A 25,368-nucleotide genomic window follows, 5' to 3' on the forward strand; every position below is an offset into this window, starting at 1 on the left:
GATGCCTTGTGCGTCGGTACGCGCCGCCATCAGGCCGGGAAGGACTTCGTGGCCATTCGGCCTCGCCGACCCGTGGTGTGCATCGAACTCTGGTCCTCTGCTCCTTTCCGTCTTCTCGCCGTTTCCGCGCGGGACAACGCGGAAGCCGAGGCTTCCGCGGGGCAGCTTCGCCGGACCGCTCCGAGAATTGATATCTCCACGCCGTGGCGGCAGCCCCTGCCCGTGCCCGATGACAGAGCTGAATGCGGCAGGGGAGCAGGGGAATCTTTACGCAGGCACTTTTTGGGTTTCCTCCCTTGCGGAATGCTCTTCCTCCTCCTGGCGCTGGCCCTTTTCTCGGTAGTTGCCAATGGTGCGGATATCTCGTATATACAACAAAGAGGAGAATGCGCGCGCAGCTCCAGAGCGGCTGCGACGCCCGAGCGAGCGTCGCTGCGGACGCACGGCCCCGGCGTAGTTGATCTTTGATGGGTTTTGGGTCGTTTGCCCAGGGGGAGGGGTGTGAGTTGCCAGACGAGCGCGGCCTCTGACCTCGATTCTTCCGAGGGCTGGCGGCGGCAGTGTGAGCGGCTGACTGCCTGATATGTCCCGTGCCGTGTCGGGACTGGCCGTCGCGTGACGCTGCGGGGCGTCGGGTTCCACGGGCCCGAGGGTGGTGCGGTCCTCTCGTTGTTGTCGGGTGGTGGCCGGCCGTCAGGTGAGGGCCGGAAGCTGGTGAGCGCGCTGCCAGGCGGTGGCGAACGCTGCCCCCCAGGGCCAGGTGCGGTCGAGGTGCAGGGTGCGCCGGCGGGCGTGGGAGGTGAGCCGGGCGGGCAGGTGGTACAGCTTCCTGCGGATCGTCTCCGGTTCGGCGGCGGCGAGTGCGGGCTCGTCGTGCAGGAGGAGGAGCCGGGTCCAGGCGTCGAGGTCGGCGGCGAGCGTGGCGGCCAGCACCCAGGCCATGTTGAGCTGCCAGGACTTCGAGGGCAGCAGCCCGAGGCCGACCCGCTTGATCGCTTTGACACGGTCCTCGACCTCGGCGTGATCACGGTAGAGGGCGTCGACGAACCACACCTGCCCGGAGCCCGGGGCCCCGGAGAGCCCTTGGCGGGCGGGGATGTTCGTGGCGACGATCTGGTAGCGCCAGCCGGTGCGCTTCTCGAACGCGGTCAGCTTCTTCGTATCCCGCCGCGAGGGCTTGACCCGGCGCACGATCAGCCGCATCCCGGCCGGCCAGCCGGTCAGGTCACGGACCCCGGTCAGCTCGGCGACCTGGTAGGACACCCATTCCCCATCGGGTCCCTTGATCTCGTGGAGTTGGCCGTCCTGCCGCAGTGCGGCCGTCCACACGTTCTCGGGCAGCAGCGCGATGGCCCGCTCGTCCGTGGCGTTGATGGCCCAGCCGGTCACCCAGCGCACCCGGCGCCGGCTGGTGGTCAGACTCTGGAGATGGTCCAGGACCTCGTGGCTGAAGGCCGCGCCGTCGATCCGCACCAGCAGCTTCGACCACAGCGGGAGCGGGAGCTGCCGAAACGCCGAGGCCAGGACGCTCTTGTGGTCGGCGACATCGTTCGGTGGCGCGTTGCCGGGCCGCAGCAGCATGGCGACGCACTCACGGGTGTTGGCCACCCACGCCCCCAGCGGCATGTGACCGAAGGTCCCCTTGAAGGTGCCCGCCGCGCCTTCCTTGCGGCTGGTGCAGGTCACGATGGTCGCATCCAGGTCCAGGACGTACCAGCCGGTCAGCTCCCGGCCGCACACCGAGATCCAGGGGAAACCGCCGGGCCGCAGGGCGAGCAGCGTCCACACCACGCGGCGTATCGCGGCACGGGCGCGTTCCACCCTGGCCGCGACCGGGGCGTCGATCGCGGCCAGGGCGCGGCGCAGGGTGCTGTCCGAAACCGGGCGCGGGAACACCGCACGCCAGTGGTACTGGAGTTGCTCGGCCTCCAGGACGTTCGTCGCGCCGAGCACGATCGCACAGGCCAGCTGGACCAGCGCCATGCCCCGGTCCCGCCAGCCCGGCCCGGTGCCCTTCGGCAACGCCGCACTCAGCGCGGCGGCCAGGCCGACGCGGTCGGCGACCTTCCGCAGCAGCACCACGCCCGCGTGGCCGATCAGGTTCTTGCCGTCGGCCCGCACGGCAAGCCGGTGATCCCATTCGGTAACCTGCACCTGTTGGGTGCCTCTTCTCCGCGACGTTCTTGATCTCAGCAGTCAGATCATCGCAGGTGGGAGGCACCCTTCTTCTGCCGGGACGTCAGATCACTTTCATAGCTGAATACATGAGGCTGATGATCTTTCAGGTTCCTACGCCAGAAGATCGTCTCAGGAGCCGCGCTCGTGTCCGCATCCTCCCTGATCAGCCCTGTCCTTGGCCAGCTCACCGATCTCGCGCTGTGGGAGGCCGAGCTCGCCGCCGACCCTGTGGCAGTGGAATCCGCGCTGGTCAGCAGGTTGCGGCAGGTCCCTGACCGGCGTGCGGAGCGTGGGCGGCGGCATCCCCTGGTGGTGATCCTGGTGCTGGCCGCGTGCGCGACGCTGGTGGTCGGTGGTGACTCCATGACCGCGATCTGGCAGTGGTCCGCCCGCGCCCCGCAGGTCAAACTGGCCCGCCTCGGCGCCCGGTACGACCCGCTGGCCGGCCAGTACCTTGTGCCCAGCGAGCGCACCTTCCGCCGCGTGCTCGCCGACCTGGATGCCGACGTGCTGGACGCGGCGACCTGCGCATACGTCGCCGACGTCGCGACCGGAAAGGCACCGACGCCCGAGGTCCCGGACACCCCGGGGCCCATCGAGCGCGAACAGCGCCGCGCCGCCCAGCGGGCCGTGGAACACCCGGCGCCGGCCGGGCTGCTGCCCGCTGCGGCTCTCGACGGCAAGGCCCTGACCGGCGCCCGCACCGAATCGGGGCGGGTCTTCCTGGTCGGGGCGGTCGACCACGCCAGCGGCGCGGTCCTCGGCCAGAGGCAGGTTCCGGACAAGCGCGGCGAGGGCGAGGCGGCCCGCATGCTGCTGGCCCAACTCGCCTTGTCCGGCCGGGTGTTCACCCTGGACGCCCTGCACACCACGAAGAAGACCGCCCACCTGATCACGGACCGGCTCGACGCCCACTACGTCCTGATCCTGAAGGGGAACCAGCCGCTGGCCCGCGCCGCCGCCCAGGCGCTGCTGGCCGGTACCGACGCCGAGTGGACCGAGACCACCGAGGCCGAGGACGACCGTGGGCACGGGCGCACCGAGCGTCGCACGATCCGCACCGCCCAAGCCGACGACGCCCTCTTCCCCGGCGCGGGACAGGTCTTCCGCCTGCGCCGTGACACCGGCGGCCTCGACGGAACCTGGACCGGGAAGGAGATCGTCTTCGGCGTCACCAGCCTGCCCGCCCACCTCGCAGGCCCCGCTCACCTCAACCACTACGAGAGGGTCCACTGGTCCATAGAAAACAAGATCCACTGGGTGCGGGACGTCACCTTCCATGAGGACAACTCCCAGGTCAGGACCGGCACCGCACCCCGAGCACTGGCCAGCTTCCGCAACCTGGGCATCAGCACGCTCCGCCTGGCCGGACGAGCCAACATCGCCCACGCCCGCCGCGATCTCCTCAACCACAACGACGCCTTCGCCGTCTACGGCATCTGATCAACTACCACGAAGCCGGACACAACCGAACAACGCCGGGGCCGTGGCTGCGGACGTACACGGCTTGCGTGCGGCAGGCGCCGCGTACCGACTGATCTCCTGCCGTGCGAGGTCGCCATGGGAAGGGAAGGGCGGAAGGCCGCCGATACTGCACGGCCGTTCCTGGCCCGTCGCCGGGCACAGGGTTCGATGGTGCAGGCCGCCGTTCAGGTGTCCTTGGCCAACTGTCCGACCCGGCCCGTCGGCACCTGGCCGAGCGTTGCGGCGCAGACGCCGTTCCAGCACCAGCTGCCCCGTGAGACCACAGCGTGTTCCGCGTGCGCCGCCGCCTGGTGCTGTTCTTCCTGACGTTCCATCTCGGCCTGAGCATGGCGTGCAGCGCGCTCGACATCGCCCACATCAGCCCATGCCAGCAGGCGCAGCGAACGGTACGGCGGTGGCGCCGCCCCCGGAAGACCGCACCACCGCCTCCGGCAAGGTCGACCCGGTACCTTCGGCCTGACCGCGCCGCTCCTGTCGTTACGGCTTACGCGCAAGTCCACCGTGCTCGGCGGTGACCTCAGTGGCGTCCGAACCGGGCTCCGGACGCCACTGCGTCACCGAGACGACACCGGGCTCGACAAGCTCCAGACCGTCGAAGAACGCGGTGATCTCATCAATGGAGCGCAGGTTGTACGGAACGGCGCCGCTGTTGTTGTAGGCGTCCTGGGCCTGCTCGAAGACCGGGTCGATGCCACGCGACCCATCATTGATGGAGAGGTAACTGCCCGAGGGCAGGGCGCCCATAAGCCGGGTGACGATGGAACGGGCCTGATCGTAGTCGGCGACATGACCCAGGATGTTGCTGAGGATGAGCGCGGTGGGACGACCGAAGTCCAGCGTCTTGGCGGCGACGTCAAGAATGCGATCCGGGTCCGTCACGTTGGCGTCGATGTAGGCGGTCGCGCCCTCGTCGGTGGAGTAGAGCAGCGCACGGGCGTGGGCGAGCACCATCGGATCGTTGTCGGCGTAGACGATCCGCGCCTCGGGAGCGAGCCCCTGGGCGACCTCGTGGGTGTTCTGCGCGGTCGGAGGCCCGGTACCGACATCCAGGAACTGCCGGATACCTGCCTCGGAGACGAGATAAGGTCTGTCAAACGAACGGCTCTCACAAGATTTTCGTAGCCGGTGATCGCTTCAACTTGCCTGTGGCGTCGGCCGGTTGACGGTGCCAGGCTGGCTGTGTGTCTTGTCGCGGTGGGGGACCTGATACCGAATCTGGCCACGGTGCAGGTCGAGCGCGTGGAGGCCAACGCGAACTTGCTGCGGATCACGGCCCGGACAGGGATGACACCCCGGCAGCATGTCCGGGGTGCGGGCAGGCGTCGGACTGGGTGCATTCGCGTGACGTGCGGCATGTCGCGGATGAGGCGGTGGGCGGGCGCTCGGTCGTGATCGACTTACCGGTGCGACGCCTGTACTGCGAGAACTCCGCCTGCGAGAAGACCACCTTCGTCGAGCAGGACGCGGGGCTGACCCGACGTTACAGCGCCGCACTCCAGCCCTGCAGAAGGTGGTCGACGCGGTCGCCGTGGCGCTGGCCGGATCGGCCGGAGCCCGCCTGCTGGACGTGCTGCACCACGTCCTGTCCTGGGCAAGCGTGCTGAACTGCCTGATGCGCATAACGGTGCCTGCCCGATCGGCTCCGCGGGTCCTGGGCTCGACGAGTTCGCCCTGCGCAAGGGGCACCGCTACGCCACCATCCTGATCGACGCCCAGACCGGCGAGCGTGTCGAGGTACTGCCGGACCGGAAGACACAGACGGTCATCGCCTGGCTGAAGGCCCACCCCGGCATCGAGGCGGTCTGCCGGGACGGGGCCGGGGGCTTCGCCCAGGCCCCTGCGGTCGGTGGAGCGCGTGCCGCACCGCTCCCGGGCGCTTGCCGAGGACGCGTGCGGCGGCGGGACCGTCCAGGCCGACGATGACCCGCAGGAGCACGGCCTCGGCCTGGTCCCGGGGCAGTCCGCGGATCAGCTCCAGGGCCCGCTCGGTGGAGAGGAACTCCAGAGCCTGCTCATGAGTATTGTGCGGGCCGGCCAGATCCAGTACGTCCTGGTCGGTGCCGCCGGCCTGGGGCCGCACGCGTTGGCGGCGCAGGTGGTCCAGTGCCCGGTGCCGGGCGATGGTCGCGGTCCAGCCGCGGAAGCCGGCGCCGTCGCCCTTGAAGCGCCCGAGGTCGCGGGCTATCTCCAGCCAGGCGTCGGACGCCACGTCTTCCGCGTCGTCGCCGACGATGCCGCGCAGGTAGCCGAGCAGGCCGGGCTGGACGATCCGGTAGGCGATCGCGAAGGCGGTCTCGTCGCCGTCCTGGGCCTGTGCGATCGCCGCGCCCAGTTCCCCGTCGCGCGCCTGTGCGCGTTGGGGTTGCCGTACCTGGCCCAAGATTGTCCTCGTTCGCGCCGGTTCGTAGCGAGTACTGCCGTCCGCCGCGCTCCGGTCGCATCGACGACCCCATGATGTTCAGCGTCCGTCGTCACGGAAGTGTCACAACGCATCAGGCGGCCTCCACGTTCTCGCCGGTGTCCCCGTGCCCCGGCCGCTGGATCCGGCGCACATATGCGTGTAGGACGGAGCGCCATCGGTGCGGTCCGGGCCGGGTGACGTTTCGTGCGGCCTGTGCGCTGGGGGAATGTGGGTTCACTGCAGGGCAGGCCAAGAGCGACCGCTCCGCCGACGCCAGCGCCGCAGCGCACCCCGGACCTCTCTCCGTGCCGTTCGTGACTCCCCCCGTGGGCGGCGCGGAGAGGGACGGGGCCGGGGCCTCGACCACTGAACGGGGTCCCGGTCCCGAGGCACCCCTCATGGGACCGGCGGCGTCCGATCCGCACCCCGGTTCCGTCCGCCCCGCGTGATGCTCAGGTGCCCCCGTGCGCTCCTTCTGGCATGAGTGCGCACCTCCGTCTGCGCGCGGTGCCGCCTCCGGCACTGCGCAACAGCGCGATATGGCTGGAACGGCTTTTCGAGGGCGACGCGGAGACCGTCCGACACTGCCGGGACCTGGAGCGCATCTACGCCAGCGCTCCCCCGTATTTTCTTTCCGGGAGCCGGCCCCGGATCCAGGTGGTGCTCGGCGGCTGGCCGGTGTTCCGTGCCGACCGGCGCAAGACGCCGCTCCTGGTGCTGACGGCGGCCCAGGCCCGCCAAGTGGCCGGGTTCCTCGCGATGGCCGACTTCGAGGCGCTGTGGGATGCCGCCCGGGACGAACTGCTGCCGCGCTATGTCGGCGTGATCGCGGAGCCCGAGACGTGGGACGCCTTCGCTGCGGCGCACCGGGAACTGAGGGCGTTCTACGTGCACACGGCCGAGTGCGGAGACGCGGTGGTGAAGTGGCTGTCCGAGGCATGAGGTGTGCGTGAGGTGTAACAGTTTCGGCCCGCCGCGCTCTGTCTATGCGGGCGGCCGCGTCGGTCGGCCGGGACAGGGGGGCACGACTCGTGCAGTGGACGAACGCCAGCGGCGAAGCGTACGGCGAGGATCCGTACGGTGGCGCTGGGTACGCGTATGCCTACGGTCACGACGGGTACGGCCATGAGGGGTACAGCGTCGACACGTCCGCGCTGACCCGGGACCCGGTGCAGCTTGCGCAGTGGACGCAGCCCCACCCGACGGCGTGGGACGCCGCCCATGGCGACGTCCTCACCGTGTCGGCCCCGGAGACCGACACGCAGCCCGTCCCCTTCGTGCCGGTGCCGGCGCCCGAATCCGAGCCGGACCCTGGTACGCCGGGGAACGGACCGATGCGGCCGGTCTTCGTGGACTCCTCCGGGCGACGCCAGCGCCTCGTGCTGCGAGTCGCCCGGCTGCTGGTGATCCCCGCCGGGGGCTATGTCGCCCTGCTGATCAGCACCGTGCTGGGCGGCCCCGGCATCAGCGCTCCGTTCGTCCCGCAGCCGGACACCACACACCGGGCCGCGCCCCGCGTGACCGCCTCCGACTCCCCGTCCGGCACCGGCCACTCGGCAGGGAGCGCGAGCTCCGCCGCGGCGCACGACAAGTCCGGTCCCACGGCGCAGCGGACCTCCTGGCCAGTGCGGCCGACAGCCTCGACCGCCCCCGTTACCACGTCCGGGCCCACCGCGGCGCCCACCGGGGCCACTTCTCCGACGGCCACCGCCAGCCCGACCCCGACCCCCTCCTCCCAGGGGCGCGCCCTCGGGACGTCCCACAAGCCCGTGAAGTGATCCAAGGCCCTCACGTGACCGATCGCCGCCGCACCGCTCCTCGCCGCCGCAGCCGTACCCGCCAGATCACCCCCCGCGCCCATTGGCTGCTGTTGTGTGTGCTCGTGGTGACCCTGTCGGCCGCCCTGCTGCTGCAGGGCTACACCCACCACATGTTCGGGATCACCTCGGACGACGTGACCGGCCCCCGGGGTCGCGCCGAGGCGGTGCCCGGCCGGGTGACCCACGGCGGCCCCGTGATCGCGGACGCCGCCGGCGCCCCGCACACCGCCCGCCCGAAGGCCGGCACCATCGCCCTCACCTTCGACGACGGCCCCAACCCCGTCTGGACGCCGCGCATCCTCGACGTGCTGCGCCGCAACCATGTGCAGGCGACCTTCTTCGTCGTCGGCACCGAGGTCGTGGACCACCCCGAACTGGTCCGCCGGATCGTCGCCGACGGCCACGAGATCGGCATCCACACCTTCACCCATCCCGACCTGTCCCGCCTCGCCCCGTGGCAGCGCTCGCTGGAACTGCGCGAGACCCAGCTCGCGGTGGCCGGCGCGGCCGGGGTCACCACCGCGCTGCTGAGGCCGCCGTACTCCTCGGAGAACGACGCGCTGAACGACGCCGACTGGTCGGTCCTGAAGCAGGCTGGCGCGGCGGGCTACGTCACGGTGCTCTCCACCCAGGACGCCGAGGACTGGCAGCGCCCCGGCACGGACCGCATCGTCGCGAACGCGACCCCGCACGGCCGCGCCGGACAGATCCTGCTGATGCACGACGGCGGCGGCGACCGCTCCCAGACCGTCGCCGCGCTGAACACCCTGATCCCCCGGCTCAAGGCCCGGGGCTTCCGGTTCGCGACGGTCGGCGCCGCCGTCGGCATGGCCGGCCCCGTCCAGCCTGCCGGACTGGGCGAGCACCTCCAGGGGATGGCCCTCGTCACGGTGTTGCAGGCCGGCGACTGGGTCGTGTGGCTGCTGGGTGTGCTGATGTTCGCGGCCGGAGTGATCAGTGTGCTGCGTGCGGTGGTCATGGTGTTCGCGGCCCGCCGGCACCGGCGGCTGCGCAAGGGGCGCCGGGGCAGGTCGTGGGGGCCGCCGGTGACCGAACGGGTCAGCGTCATCGTCCCGGCGTACAACGAGAGCGCCGGAATCGAGGCGGCCGTACGCTCCCTGGTCGCCTCGGACCATCCGGTCGAGATCATTGTGGTGGACGACGGCTCCACCGACGGCACCGCCGACCTGGTGGAGTCCCTCCGCCTGCCCGGGGTGCGGGTGATCCGGCAGGAGAACGCGGGCAAGCCGGCCGCGCTCAACACCGGGCTCGCCGCGGCCTCCTGCGACCTGGTGGTCATGGTCGACGGCGACACGGTCTTCGAACCCGACACCGTCCGCACGATCGTGCAGCCCTTCGCCGACCCGCGCGTGGGTGCCGTCTCGGGCAACGCGAAGGTCGTCAACCGCGGCGGCCTGCTGGGCCGTTGGCAGCACATCGAGTACGTGGTCGGCTTCAACCTCGACCGCCGCCTGTTCGACCTCGCCGAGTGCATGCCGACCGTGCCCGGCGCGGTCGGCGCCTTCCGCCGCCGGGCGCTGCTCGCCCTCGGCGGCGTCAGTGACGTCACCCTCGCCGAGGACACCGACCTCACCATGGCACTGTGCCAGGCCGGCTGGCGCGTGGTGTACGAGGAGCACGCGGTGGCCTGGACCGAGGCACCCGCCTCCCTGAACGCCCTGTGGCGCCAGCGGTACCGCTGGTGCTACGGCACCCTGCAGGCGATGTGGAAGCACCGCGGCGCCCTGATCCAGCGCGGCGCCGCCGGCAAGCTGGGCCGCCGGGGTCTGGTCTACCTCCTCCTCTTCCAGGTCCTGCTGCCCCTGCTCGCCCCGGTCGTCGATGTCTTCGCCGTCTACGGCCTGGTCTTCCTCGACCCACTCCGGATCACCGCCCTGTGGCTCGCCTTCCTTCTCCTGCAACTCGGCATGGGCCTGTACGCGTTCCGCCTGGACGGCGAGCGGCCCGGCCCGCTGTGGAGCCTGCCGCTGCAGCAGTTCGTCTACCGCCAGCTGATGTACCTGGTGGTCATCCAGTCCGTCTTCACCGCCGTGTCGGGCTCACGACTCCGCTGGCAGCGCATGGAGCGCTACGGCAGCCTGCGGGCACCGGCGGGGGCGGAGCCCTCCGGGGACAACCGCACTGCCGCCCCTGAGCCGTCGGAACCGTACGAGGCCGCTCAGCAGCCGCAACCGTACGAGGCGGTCACCCATTCCGGACCGTACGCAGGCGTCCCGGGGCACGGACCGTACGCGTCTCAGCCGGACCCTGAGCTGTACCCCTCCCACCCGGCCCCCTGGCCGCACGAGGCTCACCCACAGCCATGGCCGTACGTGACGCCTCCCCGGCCCGCGCCCCACGACACCACCCACGAGTACTGACAGTTCTGTCTCGTGAGGGGTTCGGCACGGGCTCCCGGTGGCGTCACCGGACACCCCTGCCGAGGAAGAGGGCACCCACTCGTGGACCTGGGCGTCATCGGGCGGGCAACCGGACTGATCGCCGTCACCAACACCGACGGCCTCCTGATCCTGGCGCTGTACCTCGCCCAGCGAGCCGGGCACTGCGGCGCTGCCTTCCTGCCCGAGTCGGCCACTCCTGTCCTCGTGCGTGTGTTCGCCACTGTCGGCTCCAACGGGCTGACCGTGTAAGCCGCGGTGTTCCTCGTGCTGGTGGCGGCGTGGCACTTCGCCGGCCGGTTCGAAGGCGGCGCCTTCGGCCTGTGACGCGGTCGGCACACGCACTTCGCACAAGTGCCGTCCGTTCGGCCGAACAAGGTCAGCCTCGGCGCCTCTTCCCTGATCCACACCGAGCGACTGCTGTCGCTGAGCGAGGATCTACCGGTGGCGATCGTTCGGTACGTGGGCGGGGAGAAGAAGGTGTGAACCGGCGCGGAGGAGGCCGCGGCGGAGGAACTGGCGCTCGCGGTGGGAGTGGCCGAGGCCGAGCGATGGACCGTGACCGTGCGGCGCCCGTGCACGAGGTCGCGCACGTCCGGCAGGGCAACGTGCGGGGTCCGCACAGGCGACGGCGAGCTCGGCGCGGTCCAGCACACCGGCACAGCAGCCGTCGTGGCGGACCACCGGCAGATGACGCTGCCCGGACCGCTCTACTACCTCCCAGGCCATCAACAGCGTCTCGTCCTCGCTGATCGAGTACGGCGCCTCGTTCATCAGGGCACCCACAGACAGCCTCACGTCCACGACTGCCTCCTTCCGGTCAGCGTTGGCTGGGCCGAGGCCCGCATCCAGTGGTTTCCCGCAAGACGGTCAGACGGCGGTGGTATTCGTCCTCGTCGATCTCTCCCCGGGCGAAGCGCTCTGCCAGGAACTGCTCGGGGGACGGCCCAGGCGGCCGGGCATCGGCACGGTCACTGCTCCCTCTCGGCCTCGCCAGGGCGCGGTACAGGAGGACGCCGAAGGTGATAATCAGGGCCCAGAAGAGGATCATGCCGACGGACATGGCGAACCAGCCCCATCCACCGACACCGTGGTCGTACCAGAACAACATGGCGACTCATCTCCCTCCAGGGCACCGAGAGCCAGGGCCTGGTGCCTGCGACTTTCGAGGTGTCTGGTTCTCACGCTCGCCCGGATCGTGGAGCACGTCATGAGCCGGTGAGGCCAACGCAAGGGGCCGATGGGCCCTCGTCGCCGAGAGGGGGATGAACAGGATCTGCTGCCCCGGGAGCACATGAGCCGTAAGCAGCAGCTCGGTCACGCGGGCAAGGGCGCTCGTTACCGAGGACGATCACGGAGTCCTTCGCGGGGGCTGGGACAGGCCGGATACGACGTGCCCGGCGTCGAACCGGGCCCGAGCGACCCTGACCACACCTCGCCGCAGTTGTTCGCATGCCGTGATCATCGCCCTCCCCATGCACGGAGGCGCGAAAAACGTCTGTACGGCCCTGGCGGCAGAGCCGTTCGTCCCCTGCCACGGGCCCATCCCGGCGCGATGTGATGGGACCGGACCGCGGGCAACAATGCCGGACGGACAGAGGTGGCCATGAACCGCTCCGCCTTCATCACACGGCTGCGCTCTCTGACCGGGACGGTCGCCTCGCCACGGCTGGAGCCCGCCCTCCTGGCCGTCACGGCATCGGCCCTGACCGCAGGGGGTGCCGCCTGGCTCGCCGGTGACGCGGGGCTCGCGGACCTGCTGTGGGGCCTGGGCACCCTGGCCGCGGTCCCACCGGCGATGGGTTGGGTGGTCACCGCACTCCGCCACGGCCGTACGGGCGTCGACCTGATCGCGGTTCTCGCTCTCGGTGGCACCCTCGCTGTCCATGAATACCTGGCCGGCGTGCTCATCGCACTAATGCTGGCCACCGGTCGCACCCTGGAGGCGGCAGCCCAGCGACGGGCCTCGCACGACCTGCGTGCGCTTCTGGAGCACGCGCCCCGCTCGGCGCGCCGCCGGACAGCGGCCGGAGTCGCCATGGTTCCGCTGGCCGAAGTCGCAGTAGGTGACCTGCTCGTCGTGGGTCCGGGCGAGGTCGTTCCGGTCGACGGGCGGGTGGAGAGCGCCGTGGCCGACCTCGACGAGTCCGTACTCACCGGCGAGTCCTTGAACGTCGAACGGGCGGCGGGCGGCACCGTCCGCAGTGGGGTGGTCAACGCAGGCGGCGCCTTCGAGCTGAGGGCCACGGCGACCGAGCAGGACAGCACGTACGCCTCAATCGTGCGGCTGGCCAGGCAGGCCGGGGCCGAGTCCGCCCCCGTGGTACGGCTGGCCGACCGCTACGCGGCCTGGTTCCTTCCACTCACCTTGGCGGTGGCGGGACTGGCCTGGCTGCTCAGTGGCTCGGCGGTACGAGCGGTCGCGGTGCTGGTGGTCGCCACCCCCTGTCCGCTGCTGCTGGCCGCGCCGGTGGCCATCGTCTCCGGGATCTCCCGCGCCTCACGCCAGGGAGTCGTCATGCGCGACGGCGGCGCCCTGGAGAACCTGGGGCGGGCCCGCACCCTGCTGCTCGACAAGACCGGCACCCTCACCCGCGGCCGCCCTCACGTCCTCGACGTGCTCACCGCACCCGGGTGGCAGCCCACGGAGGTGCTGAGGCTGGCCGCGTCGCTGGACCAGTACTCGCCCCATGTCCTGGCCGAGGCGATCGTCGACACCGCGCGCGAACGGAAGCTGGTTCTGTCGGTCCCGTTCGATGTCACCGAGGAGCCCGGCCGGGGTGCTTCGGGCATCGTGGACGGGCACCAGGTGTCCGTCGGCCGCTTCGACGCGACCGACGCCCGCCCGTCCTGGGCGAGGGCGGTGGACAACCGGGCGCTTCTCGACGGCGCGGCCGTGGCCTGGCTGACCGTCGACGGTTCTCCGGCGGGTGCGGTGCTCCTCCGAGATCCCCTGCGCCACGACGCCCCGCGCACCCTGCGCCACCTGCGGGCCGCGGGCATCGAGCGACTGCTGATGCTGACGGGCGACCGCGCGGAGCCGGCCCTCGAGGTGGGCGCCGTCCTCGGCCTGGACGACGTCCGCGCCGGGCTAGACCCGGCCGGCAAGGTCGCCGTCGTACGGGCCGAACGCGAACGCGCGGTCACCGTCATGGTGGGCGACGGTGTGAACGACGCCCCCGCGCTGGCCGCCGCGGACATCGGTGTGGCAATGGGCGCGCGCGGCTCCACCGCCTCCTCGGAGGCCGCCGACATCGTGCTGACCGCCGATCGCGTGGACCGGCTCGCCGACGCCGTGTCCATCGCTGTACGGGCCCGGCGGATCGCCGTGCAGAGTGCCGTGGGCGGGATGGCGATGTCCCTGGCTGCGATGGCCGCGGCCGCCTTCGGCCTGCTGCCGCCTGCCCCGGGCGCTCTGCTCCAGGAGGCCATTGACGTCGCTGTCATCCTCAACGCCCTGCGCGCGCTGCGCGTGGACCAGACCGCGCGGCCGGCGCTGACGCCCACCGCCGAGGCGCTCATCCACCGCTTCGCGTCGGAACACCACGACCTCCAGGACGTGCTCGAAGCGGTGCACGGTGCAGCCGACCACCTCTCCGACAGTCCCGGCCCACAGGCTCTGGCCGCCGTCGAAGAGGCGTACCGGCTGCTCACCGAACGGCTGCTGCCCCACGAGTACGCCGAAGAGCACCAGCTCTACCCCGCGCTCGCGCCCACCCTCGGCGGGCCGGAGGCGATGGCCACCATGAGCCGTGCCCACACCGAGATCGAACGCCTCTCCCGCCGCATCGCCACCCACCTGCGGCTGGCTCACGCCGAGGGCGGCTTGTCCCCCGGCCAGCTCGACGATCTGCGCGGCTGCCTGTACGGACTGCACACCGTCCTCCGCCTGCACTTCACACAGGAGGAGGAGAGCTACTTCTCGCTGGCCGAGTGAGGCTGATCGGGGTCGGCACTCTCCCGTCCAGGCCGTATCAGCGCCCGGGGGCCACTACAGGACCTGAGCCCTCGGCCGGCGGCGATGGTGGGTGTCGCGGACATCGCTGAGGAGATGGCGCGCCTCTGACCGGGCCGGTTGGCGGGCGTCCCACTCCAGACGGGAGAGCACCGCCCGTCCGACACCTGCATCGCGTGCGGGGCGGCGATACCGGCCCGCATGGGCCGAAGGGCCCTGATCGGATCCGAGCGGCCTGTGGTGGCGGCGCCTGTCCGCGTCCACGCTGGAAACAGAGACCATGAAGGGAGCCGCTGTGATGACTTCAGCCACCACCATGACCACGGCCTTGCCTGCCGAGTACCGCGAACGGCTGATGCGTCTTGCCCGCGAGGTCTCCTTCGATGCCGGGGCCCGCCTGTTCGAGGAGGGCCGGCGCGCCGATCGCTTCTGGATCGTCCGGACCGGGACCGTCGCCCTGGACCTGTACGTGCCCGGCCGCCGTCCCGCCGTCATCGAGTCGCTCGGTCACGGCGAACTGGTCGGCTGGTCCTGGCATTACCCGCCATACCTCTGGCAGTTGGGCGCCGAGGCGATGAGCCCGGTGAGGGCCTGGGAGTTCGACGCCGAGGCGGTCCGGGCGATGTGCGCTGAGGACGCCGAGTTCGGCCAGGCGATCGCGGTCTGGGTCGGCCGTGTGGTCGCCCAGCGGCTGCACGCCTCCCGGGTCCGGCTGCTCGACCTTTACGCCCCCTACGGCAGCGGTGGCCTGACGTGACCGCCCGGCTTCAGGAGGACAGCATGGACAGCAGCCCGCACCGGGTGGGTGACGTGATGACGCGTGCCGTCGTCGCGGTGGGCCGCAAGGCTCTGTTCAAGGACATCGTCGAGCGTATGGAGCAGTGGAAGGTCAGCGCCCTTCCCGTGCTGGAGGGCGACGGCCGGGTGATCGGAGTGGTTTCCGAGGCCGACCTGCTGCCCAAGGAGGAGTTCCGGGACAGCGACCCGGACCGGTTCACCCAGCTGCAACGGCTGTCCGACCTGGCCAAGGCCGGGGCCGTGAGCGCGGAGGAGCTGATGAGCACCCCGGCCGTCACCGTCCACACCGACGCCACGCTCGCCGAGGCCGCACGCATCATGGCCATGCGGCATGTGAAACGCCTGCCCGTCGTGAACGCCGAGGGCGTCCTGGAAGGCGTCGTCAGCCGCGGAGACCTGCTCAAGGTGTTCCTGCGCCCGGACAACCATCTCGCCGACGAGATCCGGCGCGACATCGTGGACGTCCTCTTCCCGGCCCCGGTCGAGCCTGTGCACATCACGGTCACCGAAGGCGTCGCGACCTTGACCGGACGAGTTACGGACGCCGCCCGCATCCCGCTTGCCGTCCGTCTCGTGCGGGGCGTCGAGGGAGTGGTGGGCGTGGACTGCCGGCTCACTGCCGCCGACGGGTAGCGCCCCTCGCTACGAGAACAGCTGTCCTGACAATCGAGGTTGTCGGCGGCCAGCCTGTTGTACGTACGGGCTCGGCGTTCAGCTCTTGCCCCCGCTCAGGTTCCCCCACCGAGGTCCGACCTGCTTCCATTCCTGGCCCCATTCGGCCATGCGCCGCCGGATGAGCCGGCTGCGAACCACCCGTCCAACGGTCCAGACCGCGGCGCCCGCCGAGGGGGCCACGAGGGCTCCGGTCAGGGCCGCCTGCAGGGTTGCCGCTGCACCCGTGACGGGTGCGGACACCACGCGACCCGTATGGTCCGTCCACACGGTGATCCGAGTGCCGGCCGGAGCACCAGGGAGCACCTTCGCCCGGTCTGTGTGCACGGTTCCGTCCGCTGTCGTCCAGCGCACGACCGCCCATACCCGGCCGTCGTCGTATCCGCTCCCGCCGAGCGGCGTCCTCGCCGCGTCGTCGGTGAGGACGGCGGACACGGCGTGGACCTGAGCCTGCCGCGCGGCGAACGCCGAGTCCGTCGCCTGGGCCGCGGCCGCGCCCGCCAGGGTCCCGCCGGAAAGGGCACAGATCCAGGTGGCGAGCACGATCCACGCTTCGACGACATCGCTGTGCCGTCGGAGCGGGTTGCGCCGCCAGCGCCACAGCCGTACGGGTTTCACCGTCGTGGGAGTCGTGGGAGGTGTCTGCGTCATGGTCGGCGCCTCCTCTCGCCGGACGCCGGCCGCCGTCAGGTGGAGGCCGACGTCCGGCGTGTGTCCGGCAGGTCAGGGTCGAGGTCCGGATGGCGCGCCGGGCCGGTCAGCGCGCACTGCACGTCCACCACGCCCTCCACGGCCCGCACCAGCAGGGCGGCGAGCGGGACGAGCGCGGTGTCGTGCACCAGGCCCGAGAGCGTCACGACACCGTCGCGCACCTCGATCCGGAGCGCTTCGGCGTGTGTACCGAAGAGCGGTTCGACGACCTCGCGCCGGACCTCCTCGGCAATGTCCTCGTCATCCCGCAGGAACACCTTCAGCAGGTCGGAGCGGCTGACGATCCCCTTGAGTGCCCCATCGTGCCCGACGACCGGCAGCCGCTTGACCCCGTGGCGTGCCATGACGCGCGCAGCGCGGGCGAGGGTGGCGTCAGGTGTCACGGTGACGGCTGGGGCGGTCATCAGCTCGCCGGCTGTCACCGCGCCGGCCTTGTACACGTCGGCGGGATGCTGTAGCTGGCCATACCGGTCGAGATCGCTTCGCCGGTACTCCTCCTTAAGCAGCATGTCGGCCTCGGAGACGACACCGACGACGCGTCCGGCGTCATCCAGCACCGGGAGGGCGCTGACCCGCCACTCCCCCATGGTCTTCACGATGTCCTTGAAGGTCGCTCCCGTGCGCAGGGCAACGACCCGGTGGGTCATCACGTCGTCCACCACAGTCGCAGTGCCGTCCATGGCGTCCTCCATTGGTTTCGGATGCCGTCCCACGACACCTTCAGCCTGAGGCAACGGACACGTTCACGGCATGGGCCGAGTGGCCCGTCTCCCCGGTCCCTGTCACGGGGCCGACCGGGGTTACGGCGCGGCGGGTGACGCTGCGTGCGAGGGGTGAACCGGTCACGCCGGGCCGGTCCCGAGCCCTTGAGGAGCTGACCGCCAAGGTGCGCGCCGACATCGAAGCCCGGCTGTGCCCGGAGCATCGCGACCTCAGGCCCGGCAGCCTTCCGCGCCCCGGCGCTCTCGGAGCGCACACAGTGAGCAGTCCCGGTGCGGCGGAAGGGTCGTTGGGCTCGGACCGGGGACCAATGGCCTCTGGCAGGTCAGCCGTGCCGCGGCCTTGAATGAAATCGGCGGCGGCACTGCTCCGCGCCACCGCAGGAAGGAGGCGAGGGCGATGTCCGCTCCCGCACCGGCGAAGAAGAACGACCGGGCCGTGCCGAGTACCGGCACCGAGGCGACCGGTACCTCGATGCACGCCCGCGTCGGCGACGAGATCGTCGTACGCGCCACCACGGCCGGGGTCATCGCCCGCGACGGCGAAATCGTCGGGCTGCACCATCCGGACGGCAGCCCGCCCTATGACGTGCGATGGACCGAAAACGGACGGTGGACCCTGTACTTCCCCGGCCCCGACGCGTACATCAGGGATCTGACGTCTGCACCGCATCCCGCAGGCCCGGCTGCCGACGCCTCGTCGGCCCCCGGTGAACTGGTGACCGGAGGCAGTCATGTCCCGGCCCGGTGATCGTCGGCCGATCGTGGTGGGCGTCGATCCCGATCCCGCCCACCGGATGGCGCTGGCCTGGGCGGCCGACGAGGCCGCTCGCCGTCGGCTGCCATTGCGCCCGGTCCACGTCGAGGGCGTGCCGACCAGGGGCTATGGGAGGCGGGAGATCCCGCCGTCCTGGGAGGAGTGGAACGAGGCACTGCACCAGGCCGGCAAGCAGGTGCTCGAAGAGGCAGCGAAGTTCGTCACGGCGAAGCACCCGCAGCTCGAAGTGGACGCGCTGCTCGCGGAGGGCGACCCCGTGTGGGTGCTGCGCGAACAGAGCCGCGATGCCACGGCCGTCGTGCTGGGCTCGCGGCACCTGAGCCGGGCCCAGGAGGTGTTCGGCTCCGCCTCGGTCGCCGTACCCGTCATGGCCCACGCCCACTGTCCCGTGGTGGTCGTGCCCGAGCCGGAGCACGTCACCCAGGAACGCGCGTACTACGTCGTCGGGGTCGACGGCAGCGAGCACTCCGGCGCCGCGGTCGACGTGGCGTTCCAGGAGGCGGCTCTGCGCGGCGCCGAGCTGCGCGCCCTGTACGTCTGGGAGCCCGGGCACCTAAGGATCTTCGACGAGTACGAGTCACAGCAGGAGTCCCGTCGGCTGCTTTCCGAGGTCGTGGCCGGTCGCCGCCCCCGCTACCCCGAGGTGGACCTGCGTCACGAACTGGTCGTCGGGCATCCCGTCCAAGTGCTCACCGACGCCTCGGCCCACGCTCTGGGCCTGGTGGTGGGGACCCGGGGTCGCGGCGGATTCACCGGCATGCTGCTGGGCTCGGTCAGCCAGGGCGTGCTGCACCACGCGCGCTGCCCCGTCATCGCCGTTCCGTCCGCACCTGCGTAAGCCACGCGGCTGTCAAGGAAAGTCCACTCGGCCCCGCGCCGGGCCCGGATGGCCCTTGCCCGGGCGCGGCGCGCGGAGCACACGCTGGAGAGGGGATTCGAAGAGATGCGCTCGACCTGTCGTCCGTGGCGCGGACGGCGGTGAGGCCCCCAACCCCGCAGCGAAGGGAAGTCACGCGGACATCGGTGTCGCCATGGGCGCCTCCGGCACGGACGTCGTCCGCGAGGCAGCGGTGATGGTGCTGCTCGACGACTCCTTCGCCTCCATCACCACGGCGGTGGGGCTCGGCCGTTCGGTCTACCGGAACATCCGCAAGTTCCTGATCTACCTCTTCAGCCACACACAACATCGCCGAACTCGTACCGATCCTCGCGGCGACCTCACCGGACGGCCGCTGACCGACTTCGATGTCGACGGGGAGATCCGCGTCGTGGAGATCACCCGCGCCGGCCGGTCGCTGTTGCCCGCCCACGGTGTCCTGACCGAACCGGGCGACCTGGTCACCTTCGTCGTCGCCGCCACCGCGCTGGGCCGACTGCGGGGCTTTCTCGACAAGGAGCTGGGAACGTGAACGTCCTCATCGCCGGAGCGGGCCGCCTCGGCACCCAGATCGCCCAGGTGCTCTCCGCAGCACGCAACGACGTCACCCTGGTCGAGCACGACGAGGACCGCATCGCCGAAATCGAGGGCCTGCCCCCCGCCAGCTGGTGGCCGGGGACGCCTGCGAGCCCGTACTCCTGGAGCGAGCGGGCGCGCTGACCTGCGACCTCGTCATCGCCGCCACCGGCCGGGACGAGGACAACCTCGTCATCAGCCTGCTCGCGAAGCGCCAGTTCGGGGTGGCCCGCGTGGCCGCGCGTGTCAACGACGCGGAGAACACCTGGCTCTTCGACGAGCGGTGGGGTGTGGACGTCGCAGTGCCTGCGGCCACCCCGCTGATCTCCCTGATCGAGGAGGCCATCGGTGCCACGGACACGGTGGCGCTCCTGCGACGGAGCAAGGCGGGCGTCGAGGTCATCGAGACAGCGATCACCGAGGACTCCCGGGCTGCGGGTCACCCGCTGGGGAGAGCACGTTGCCGGCCGGCACGGTCGTCGCCACCGTCGTCCGCGACGGGCGTCCCACGGTGCCAAGCCCCGAAGTGACACTGCTGCCGGGCGACGAATTCCTGCTCGTCTCGCACGAGGCCACCGAGCAGGAGATCCACGCGGCCTTCCAGTGATTCCGCCGGGCCGTTCCGGCTTCGGCTTCGGTTCACGACGGCTCGTCGCGCACGATCACCGCCGGACAGCTCGCTGCTGTGACACATGCAGGCTGACCGAACCGAACCGAGCAGGGCGCGGGGCGAACCCGCCCCTCCCCCGGCTGCCCACCACCAGGACCTCGGCTCCCTCGGCGGCCCGCAACAGGACGTCGGGGGCATTGCCGTGCACCACCTGCGTACGGACCGAGCCGGCCGCGTCCTCCCCGAGCACGTCGGTCAGCTCCTGCCGCATCCGCTGCCGGGTCTCGTCAACGTCCACGTCCACGGCGGGCGCCGACCAGCCGTCCGGTCCACCGGCCGTTCCGCCGTTCCACCGGCCGTTCCAGGGGGCTCCGGCCGCCGTCGGGTCTGTGCGGGATCCGCCTACCGGGCAAGCCGGAGGAAGGCCGGTGACCGGGCAGACGCGGTGTCCGCATGCCCGCCGGGTATGGGCCCCATGGTCCTCGTGAGTGCCGTTCGGCCCCAAGACGGGTACTCCCGGAAGTGGGGAATGTGCCGGCGACCGCTTCGGCACATGTCTCTCGCGATCAGCCGAACAGGCTTGGCACCCGGATCGTTTCGACACGCCGCCACGCGCCGCCAGGCAGCAGCATCCACTCACCGGCCGCGCATCGGCCACTCCGGCGGACGGAGTCGGCCATCGGCCGCGACGCCAGGAGCCGCGCCGTCCCGCGCGACGGCAACCGGGCACCGCAGCGGGCACGCTCGGCTCGCGGGGCGACTCGGGTGCGCCTGCTCATCGGCCCTCCGTCCACTGGGATGCACTCACTGCCTCTGGGGTACGACCACGACCGGGCACTGGCCGTGGTGCAGCACAGCGTGGCTCACGCAACCGAGCTGGAACCCGAAATGGCCCGTCCTGCGCCGTGCGCCGGTGATCACGAGATCGGCGGCCGCCGACCGGTGCACCAGGATCTTGCCGGCAGGGCCCTCAAGTGTCGTTCGGCGCGTTCGGACGTGTGGATACTCGGCGGTCGCAGCTTTGAGCTGAGCGTCGAGAAGGGCGGAGGCTCGCTCCTCGTATACGTCTGTCGGCCCTTCGGCCTGTACCCGCTCGCCGCTCCTGTCATGGGAGGGCCTGCGCCAAGCATGTACGACGTCCAGGATGCAGCCGCGCACCTCGGCCTCGCGGAAGGCGAACCGCACGGCCTCCACGCTGGTGTCGGCTTCCCCCAGACCGAGCAGGATCCGCTCATGCGTACCCGCCAGACCCGCACGATCGCCCCGGACCACGACCACCGGGCAGGGCGCCCGGCCCGCCACGGCCAGGCCGACCGATCCGAGAAGCAGTCCCTTGAGTTCACCGCGGCCGCGCGATCCCGTCACCAGTGCGAAGGCATTGTTGCCCTCGCGCACGAGAACGTCTGCTGCTTCGTCCGGAACGATGTCGGTGGTGACCTTCACATCGGAGTCGCGCCGCTCGGCGCGTTCGGCCGCAGAGGCCACTATGTGCTCAGCCAGCACCCGTTCGGAAGGGCGCCCCTGGCCCACCGACGTGCGGCCGCCCTCGTAGCGCGTCCACAGGGAGGCGTAGACGAGCCTCAGCGGAAGACCATGACGTTCGGCCTCGTCCAGGGCCCAGTCGACCGCGAGCAGAGACGAGTCCGAGCCGTCGACGCCCACCACCAGAGGAAGTGTCATCCTGCCCACCACCTTTCACAGGGCTGCCACCTCGTGCAGCGCATGGGGGTGAACTTCACGGTGGCACTCCGCCGTTGGCGTTGCGAGGGGCGCTTCGGCCCGCGTCGGAGGACCTTCGGCCCCCTACGGCTCGATGTGGCGGGGCGTCGCATCGTCGCCTGCCGGGCCTGGAGCTTCGTGTGGGAAACCACCGCTAGTGGTTCCGTGCGTATGCCTGTCGGACGGAGGCGGCAACGCGGTCGGTCAGTTCGGGGAGGGCCGACCGCACCGCTTCGCTCAGGCCCGCGCCGAGTGCGACGTCGGCCACCTCCACGGCGTGCACGACGAGCCTGTGAGGCAGCTGGTCCAGGGCCTCCGCCAGGGCGAGGCACTCCCCCAGGCCGAAGGCATGTGTGCTCGCCGTACCCACTGCGTGGCAGGCCGCTTCCACCGGTGTCAGGGTGTGCACCTCACCCGGCCTGGCCGGATGTGCACGCAGGGCTTCCACGACGACCACGGTGTCCGCACCCCGCCACAGGTCGAGCATGCGTGCGGGTTCACCGTCGCTGACCACCAGGACGGTGTCCTGCGGAACACGGCCCCGCAGTGCCTCCACCGCTGCCGGGCCGATCCCGTCGTCACCGCGCAGGGGATTGCCCACACCGATCACCAGCACCCGGCCGCTCATTTGCGCTCCACGGTCAGGTCGAGGAAGTGCGCGGCACAGGAGATACAGGGATCGTGATTCCGGATGGCCCGTTCACACAAGTGGGTGAGCTCCTCGTCGTCTGCGGCGGGCCCGGCCCTGTCCAGGCGCGCCTGAACCGCCCTGCGCACGTCCTCCTCGATGGCCGTCTGGTTTTGGGCCGTGGGCGGAATGATGCGGGCCTCGGTGAGCGTGCCGTCCTCCGCGAGGGCGTAGCGGTGGTACAGCAGGCCCCGGGGCGCCTCGGTGGCCCCGGCGCCGACCGCCTTGCGTGGCGGTACCTCGACGGCCGGTCGGAGAGGTTGTTCGTACCCGTCGATGATCCGCAGGGCTTCCTCGACGGCATGCACCACCTCCACGGCGCGTACGACGATGCTTCGGAAGGGGTTGTCGCAGATCGCGCCGGCGGCGGGGTCGCCCAGCCCGGCGTCCCGCGCCGCCTCGGCCGCCACGGGATGCAGACACCGGCCGTTGATCGCATAGCGCGCCAGCGGACCGGTCAGGAAGCGGCGTCCGTCGAGAGTGGCGGTCAGGGCAGTGGAGTACGGCACCTGCCCTTCCTGGACGTGCTGTTCGAAGTCGGACAGGGTGAACTCGCGCAACGCCGGACTTCCGCCGTGGGCGGCCATGACCGTCGGCGTTCCGGAGTCGATGGCGTAGCGGCCGGGGTCACGCAGTGCGAGCAGGTCGTGGTCGCACACGGTGTCGGGAAAGTCGAACGCGGCCACCCAGCGAACGGTCTCCAGCGCGTCCTCTCGGGCCTGCCGGAGCCGTTCCGCCAGCGGGCGAAGTTCCTGCGGCGCCGGCGTCCGGTAGAAGCCGCCGACTCGGACGTTGACCGGGTGGATGGGACGGCCGCCGAGCTGTTCGAGGATCGTATTACCGGCCTGCTTGAGCCTCAAGCCGCGCTCCACGGCGGCACGTTGGTCGCGGGCCAGCCCCACCACGTCCGCATGGCCGAGGAAATCCGGAGCGTGCAGCAGATAGATGTGCAGGGTGTGACTCTCGATCCACTCGCCGCAGTACAGCAGGCGCCGCAGTTCCGCGAGCGGACCGTCCACCGTGACCCCGCAGGCGTTCTCGATCGCCTGGCAGGCGCTCATCTGATAGGCGACCGGGCAGATACCGCAGATGCGAGCCGTGATGTCGGGGGGTTCGGTATGGGCCCGGCCGGTCAGGAAGGCCTCGAAGAACCGTGGCGGTTCGTAGATGCGCAGCCGTGTCTCGGCGACAGTCCCCCCGTCGACGCGTAGGTGCAGGGCGGCCTCGCCTTCCACCCTGGCCAGCGCGTCCAGTCGTAGGACGCGGGTTCCACGATGGTTCATGCGGGCCTTTCCGGGCGGATTTCCGTCGTGGTCCGAGGGCTGTCCTGCTCCTCGGCCGCGAGGTCGGGTACGGGGGCATATTCCGGCGACGCGGCGTTGAAGGTACGGAAGACACGCTGGATGTCCCGCTCACTCATCCCGTCGTGGCGCAACTGCGCGACCATGGAGCGCAGGTTGGGCCGGCTCGTCGGTCCGAAGCAGCCATAGCACCCGCGCCCATAGGCGGGGCAGATGGCGCCGCAACCGGCGTGCGTGACCGGGCCCAGACAGGGGGTGCCATGGGCCACGGTGATGCAGGTGGTGCCGCGCCTCTTGCACTCGAAGCAGACACTGTGGCTGGGGATCCGGGGTTTGCGTCCGGCCAGGTAGGCGGTGATGACTTCGAGCAGCTGGCGGCGGTCGATGGGGCAGCCGCGCAGTTCGAAGTCGACCGGGACGTGGGCCGAGATCGGTGTCGAGGTATCCAGCGTGGAGATGTACTCGGGCTGGGCGTAGACCGCGGCCAGGAACTCGTCGACCTCGGCGAAGTTGCGCAGTGCCTGGATGCCGCCCGCGGTGGCACAGGCTCCGATGGTCACCAAATACCCGGAGACGCTGCGGATGCGCTGGATCCGCTCGGCGTCCTCGGCGGTGGTGATCGATCCTTCGACCAGGGAAAGGTCGTACGGGCCCCGGCCGTCCAGCCGCGCGCGCTCCCCGCCGGCACCCTCGACCGGGGTCATCTCCAGGAAGTGGTCGATCCGTACTCGCTCGGTGAGGTCGAGGAGTTCGTCCTCGCAGTCGAGCAGGGTCAGCTGGCAGCCGTCGCAGGAGGCGAATTTCCACACGGCGAGCGTGGGCCGTGGGTCAGTGGCAGGTCCGGCTTCGGTGGCCATGTCACAACTCCCTCACGAGGAGCAGTTGTGCCACGCGGTCGTAGCCGACGACCGGTCCGTCGCGGCACAGCAGGAGTGGGCCGAGCTGGCAGTGGCCGCAATGGCCGGTGGCGCAGTGCATGTTGCGTTCCAAGGACACCTGAACGCGCTGCGGGACCAGGCCCCGGACCAAGAGGGCGCGTGCGGTGTGCCGCATCATCACCTCGGGCCCGCACACGAGCGCGCAGGTCCGTTCGGGCCGCAGGTCGAGGTGGTCCAGGAGCGTGGTGACCACACCCACCGCACCCTGCCACCCCGGGCCGGGGCGGTCGACGGTCACCTCCACCCGGGCCGGACCGCGCCAGCTCTCGATCTCGTCGCGGTAGACCAGATCGGCGGGGGTACGGGCGCCCACCAGGACCGCGAGCCGACCATACGCGGCAGGCCGGTCCAGGACCGCGTGCACAACCGGCCGGAGCGGAGCCAGCCCGATGCCGCCGGCGATCACCAGCACATCGTGGCCGACCGCCGCATCAAGGTCCCAGCCGGTACCGTACGGCCCGCTGAACCCGACGGTGTCGCCCGGGCGCATCCGGTACAGCGCGGTCGAGACCGCACCCACCGCGCGCACGGTGTGCACGAGACCTCCATGGCGGCCGCGCAGGGCGCTGGCCGAGATGGGCACCTCGCCGACCGCGAACGCGTAGATCATCGCGAACTGCCCCGGTGCGAAGGACGGGACTTCCCGTCCGACCGGCACGAGTTCGATCGACCGGGTGTCGGCGGTCTCGGCCCAGGTGTCGGCGACGCGGTACGGAAGCGGGGGCGCCACGGTGCTCATGGTG

Annotated in this window: 25 protein-coding genes and 5 pseudogenes; 16 read left to right on the forward strand and 14 right to left on the reverse strand. The window is 70.9% G+C overall.

Annotated features, from left to right (window positions below; all coding sequences use genetic code 11):
• Positions 1–693 precede the first annotated feature (693 nt).
• Positions 694–2,154: an IS1380 family transposase gene (locus OG819_RS52205; protein ID WP_266648810.1), complete on the reverse strand. Its 1,461-nt coding sequence runs from the start codon at positions 2,152–2,154 to the stop codon at positions 694–696.
• A 168-nt stretch (positions 2,155–2,322) separates the two neighbouring features.
• Here OG819_RS52205 and OG819_RS52210 point away from each other — a divergent pair, with 168 nt between their 5' ends.
• Positions 2,323–3,621 carry an ISAs1 family transposase gene (locus OG819_RS52210; protein WP_266652472.1) on the forward strand — a complete coding sequence of 433 codons (1,299 nt, stop codon included), beginning with the start codon at positions 2,323–2,325 and terminating at the stop codon, positions 3,619–3,621.
• Between the two features lie 206 nt (positions 3,622–3,827).
• Here OG819_RS52210 and OG819_RS52215 read toward each other — a convergent pair whose 3' ends face one another.
• Positions 3,828–3,977: a hypothetical protein gene (locus OG819_RS52215; RefSeq protein WP_266636255.1), complete on the reverse strand. Its 150-nt coding sequence runs from the start codon at positions 3,975–3,977 to the stop codon at positions 3,828–3,830.
• Between the two features lie 163 nt (positions 3,978–4,140).
• Positions 4,141–4,767 (reverse strand): annotated as a pseudogene (locus OG819_RS52220) (SAM-dependent methyltransferase); the annotation flags it as partial.
• 77 nt (positions 4,768–4,844) lie between these two features.
• Between OG819_RS52220 and OG819_RS59430 the strand changes: the two are divergent.
• A pseudogene (locus tag OG819_RS59430) lies at positions 4,845–5,078 on the forward strand (transposase family protein); the annotation flags it as partial.
• A 289-nt stretch (positions 5,079–5,367) separates the two neighbouring features.
• A pseudogene (locus OG819_RS59435) lies at positions 5,368–5,439 on the forward strand (hypothetical protein); the annotation flags it as partial.
• On the opposite strand, the gene OG819_RS52225 reads toward OG819_RS59435, so the two are convergent.
• Positions 5,426–6,043 (reverse strand): RNA polymerase sigma factor, encoded by a 618-nt coding sequence (locus OG819_RS52225; RefSeq protein WP_266636253.1) that lies wholly within the window; start codon positions 6,041–6,043, stop codon positions 5,426–5,428. The pseudogene OG819_RS59435 and the gene OG819_RS52225 sit on opposite strands and share 14 nt — an antisense overlap.
• Positions 6,044–6,544: 501 nt before the next feature.
• Here OG819_RS52225 and OG819_RS52230 point away from each other — a divergent pair.
• From OG819_RS52230 to OG819_RS52250, 5 genes and pseudogenes are all read left to right on the forward strand, one after another.
• On the forward strand, positions 6,545–7,006 hold the full coding sequence (locus tag OG819_RS52230; RefSeq protein WP_266656913.1) for a DUF1877 family protein: 462 nt from the start codon (positions 6,545–6,547) through the stop codon (positions 7,004–7,006).
• A gap of 89 nt (positions 7,007–7,095) precedes the next feature.
• Positions 7,096–7,842 carry a hypothetical protein gene (locus OG819_RS52235; protein WP_266656915.1) on the forward strand — a complete coding sequence of 249 codons (747 nt, stop codon included), beginning with the start codon at positions 7,096–7,098 and terminating at the stop codon, positions 7,840–7,842.
• 14 nt (positions 7,843–7,856) lie between these two features.
• Positions 7,857–10,265, forward strand: coding sequence for a bifunctional polysaccharide deacetylase/glycosyltransferase family 2 protein (locus OG819_RS52240; protein ID WP_266656917.1), 2,409 nt, complete (start codon positions 7,857–7,859; stop codon positions 10,263–10,265).
• A gap of 81 nt (positions 10,266–10,346) precedes the next feature.
• The gene (locus OG819_RS52245) at positions 10,347–10,535 is read left to right on the forward strand and encodes a hypothetical protein (RefSeq protein ID WP_266656919.1); all 189 of its coding nucleotides are present in this window, start codon (positions 10,347–10,349) and stop codon (positions 10,533–10,535) included.
• Between the two features lie 135 nt (positions 10,536–10,670).
• A pseudogene (locus OG819_RS52250) lies at positions 10,671–10,739 on the forward strand (DUF190 domain-containing protein); the annotation flags it as partial.
• Here OG819_RS52250 and OG819_RS52255 read toward each other — a convergent pair.
• Together OG819_RS52255 and OG819_RS52260 are read right to left on the reverse strand one after the other, a co-directional pair.
• The gene (locus tag OG819_RS52255) at positions 10,722–11,057 is read right to left on the reverse strand and encodes a CBS domain-containing protein (protein WP_266657441.1); all 336 of its coding nucleotides are present in this window, start codon (positions 11,055–11,057) and stop codon (positions 10,722–10,724) included. The pseudogene OG819_RS52250 and the gene OG819_RS52255 overlap by 18 nt on opposite strands.
• 46 nt (positions 11,058–11,103) lie before the next feature.
• Positions 11,104–11,394, reverse strand: coding sequence for an SHOCT domain-containing protein (locus OG819_RS52260; protein ID WP_266636245.1), 291 nt, complete (start codon positions 11,392–11,394; stop codon positions 11,104–11,106).
• 495 nt (positions 11,395–11,889) lie between these two features.
• Here OG819_RS52260 and OG819_RS52265 point away from each other — a divergent pair, with 495 nt between their 5' ends.
• From OG819_RS52265 to OG819_RS52275, 3 genes are all read left to right on the forward strand, one after another.
• Complete coding sequence (locus tag OG819_RS52265) at positions 11,890–14,220, forward strand: heavy metal translocating P-type ATPase (RefSeq protein ID WP_266656921.1); 2,331 nt, start codon at positions 11,890–11,892, stop codon at positions 14,218–14,220.
• A 316-nt stretch (positions 14,221–14,536) separates the two neighbouring features.
• Positions 14,537–14,995: a cyclic nucleotide-binding domain-containing protein gene (locus OG819_RS52270; protein WP_266656923.1), complete on the forward strand. Its 459-nt coding sequence runs from the start codon at positions 14,537–14,539 to the stop codon at positions 14,993–14,995.
• Positions 14,996–15,018: 23 nt separating this feature from the next.
• Positions 15,019–15,669 (forward strand): CBS domain-containing protein, encoded by a 651-nt coding sequence (locus tag OG819_RS52275; protein ID WP_266656925.1) that lies wholly within the window; start codon positions 15,019–15,021, stop codon positions 15,667–15,669.
• A 78-nt stretch (positions 15,670–15,747) separates the two neighbouring features.
• Here the strand turns inward: OG819_RS52275 and OG819_RS52280 are convergent, their stop codons facing one another.
• Together OG819_RS52280 and OG819_RS52285 are read right to left on the reverse strand one after the other, a co-directional pair.
• Entirely contained in the window at positions 15,748–16,359 is a 612-nt protein-coding gene (locus OG819_RS52280) for a hypothetical protein (protein WP_266656927.1), read from the reverse strand.
• Positions 16,360–16,394: 35 nt separating this feature from the next.
• Positions 16,395–17,099, reverse strand: a complete 705-nt coding sequence (locus OG819_RS52285; RefSeq protein WP_266654313.1) for a CBS domain-containing protein — start codon at positions 17,097–17,099, stop codon at positions 16,395–16,397.
• A 439-nt stretch (positions 17,100–17,538) separates the two neighbouring features.
• Here OG819_RS52285 and OG819_RS52290 point away from each other — a divergent pair, with 439 nt between their 5' ends.
• From OG819_RS52290 to OG819_RS52310, 5 genes and pseudogenes are all read left to right on the forward strand, one after another.
• Complete coding sequence (locus tag OG819_RS52290) at positions 17,539–17,889, forward strand: DUF1918 domain-containing protein (protein ID WP_266636230.1); 351 nt, start codon at positions 17,539–17,541, stop codon at positions 17,887–17,889.
• Positions 17,873–18,754: a universal stress protein gene (locus OG819_RS52295; protein WP_266636228.1), complete on the forward strand. Its 882-nt coding sequence runs from the start codon at positions 17,873–17,875 to the stop codon at positions 18,752–18,754. The genes OG819_RS52290 and OG819_RS52295 overlap by 17 nt, the downstream gene beginning before the upstream one ends.
• A 172-nt stretch (positions 18,755–18,926) precedes the next feature.
• Positions 18,927–19,223 (forward strand): annotated as a pseudogene (locus tag OG819_RS52300) (cation-transporting P-type ATPase); the annotation flags it as partial.
• 98 nt (positions 19,224–19,321) lie between these two features.
• On the forward strand, positions 19,322–19,513 hold the full coding sequence (locus tag OG819_RS52305) for an NAD-binding protein (protein ID WP_266636226.1): 192 nt from the start codon (positions 19,322–19,324) through the stop codon (positions 19,511–19,513).
• Entirely contained in the window at positions 19,462–19,899 is a 438-nt protein-coding gene (locus OG819_RS52310; RefSeq protein WP_266656929.1) for an NAD-binding protein, read from the forward strand. The genes OG819_RS52305 and OG819_RS52310 overlap by 52 nt, the downstream gene beginning before the upstream one ends.
• A gap of 132 nt (positions 19,900–20,031) precedes the next feature.
• On the opposite strand, the gene OG819_RS52320 is transcribed toward OG819_RS52310, so the two are convergent.
• From OG819_RS52320 to OG819_RS52345, 6 genes are all read right to left on the reverse strand, one after another.
• Positions 20,032–20,283 (reverse strand): universal stress protein, encoded by a 252-nt coding sequence (locus OG819_RS52320; protein ID WP_266656933.1) that lies wholly within the window; start codon positions 20,281–20,283, stop codon positions 20,032–20,034.
• A 500-nt stretch (positions 20,284–20,783) separates the two neighbouring features.
• Entirely contained in the window at positions 20,784–21,659 is an 876-nt protein-coding gene (locus OG819_RS52325; RefSeq protein ID WP_266636219.1) for a universal stress protein, read from the reverse strand.
• A gap of 193 nt (positions 21,660–21,852) precedes the next feature.
• Positions 21,853–22,326, reverse strand: coding sequence for a hydrogenase maturation protease (locus OG819_RS52330; protein WP_266636217.1), 474 nt, complete (start codon positions 22,324–22,326; stop codon positions 21,853–21,855).
• Complete coding sequence (locus OG819_RS52335) at positions 22,323–23,669, reverse strand: Ni/Fe hydrogenase subunit alpha (RefSeq protein ID WP_266636215.1); 1,347 nt, start codon at positions 23,667–23,669, stop codon at positions 22,323–22,325. Before OG819_RS52335 ends, OG819_RS52330 begins: the two co-directional genes overlap by 4 nt.
• The gene (locus tag OG819_RS52340; RefSeq protein WP_266636214.1) at positions 23,666–24,544 is read right to left on the reverse strand and encodes an oxidoreductase; all 879 of its coding nucleotides are present in this window, start codon (positions 24,542–24,544) and stop codon (positions 23,666–23,668) included. Before OG819_RS52340 ends, OG819_RS52335 begins: the two co-directional genes overlap by 4 nt.
• A gap of 1 nt (position 24,545) precedes the next feature.
• Positions 24,546–25,364 carry an FAD/NAD(P)-binding protein gene (locus tag OG819_RS52345; RefSeq protein ID WP_266636212.1) on the reverse strand — a complete coding sequence of 273 codons (819 nt, stop codon included), beginning with the start codon at positions 25,362–25,364 and terminating at the stop codon, positions 24,546–24,548.
• Positions 25,365–25,368 lie beyond the last annotated feature (4 nt).

Origin of the sequence: Streptomyces sp. NBC_01549 (assembly GCF_026339955.1) — a bacterium.
Taxonomy (GTDB): Bacteria; Actinomycetota; Actinomycetes; order Streptomycetales; family Streptomycetaceae; genus Streptomyces.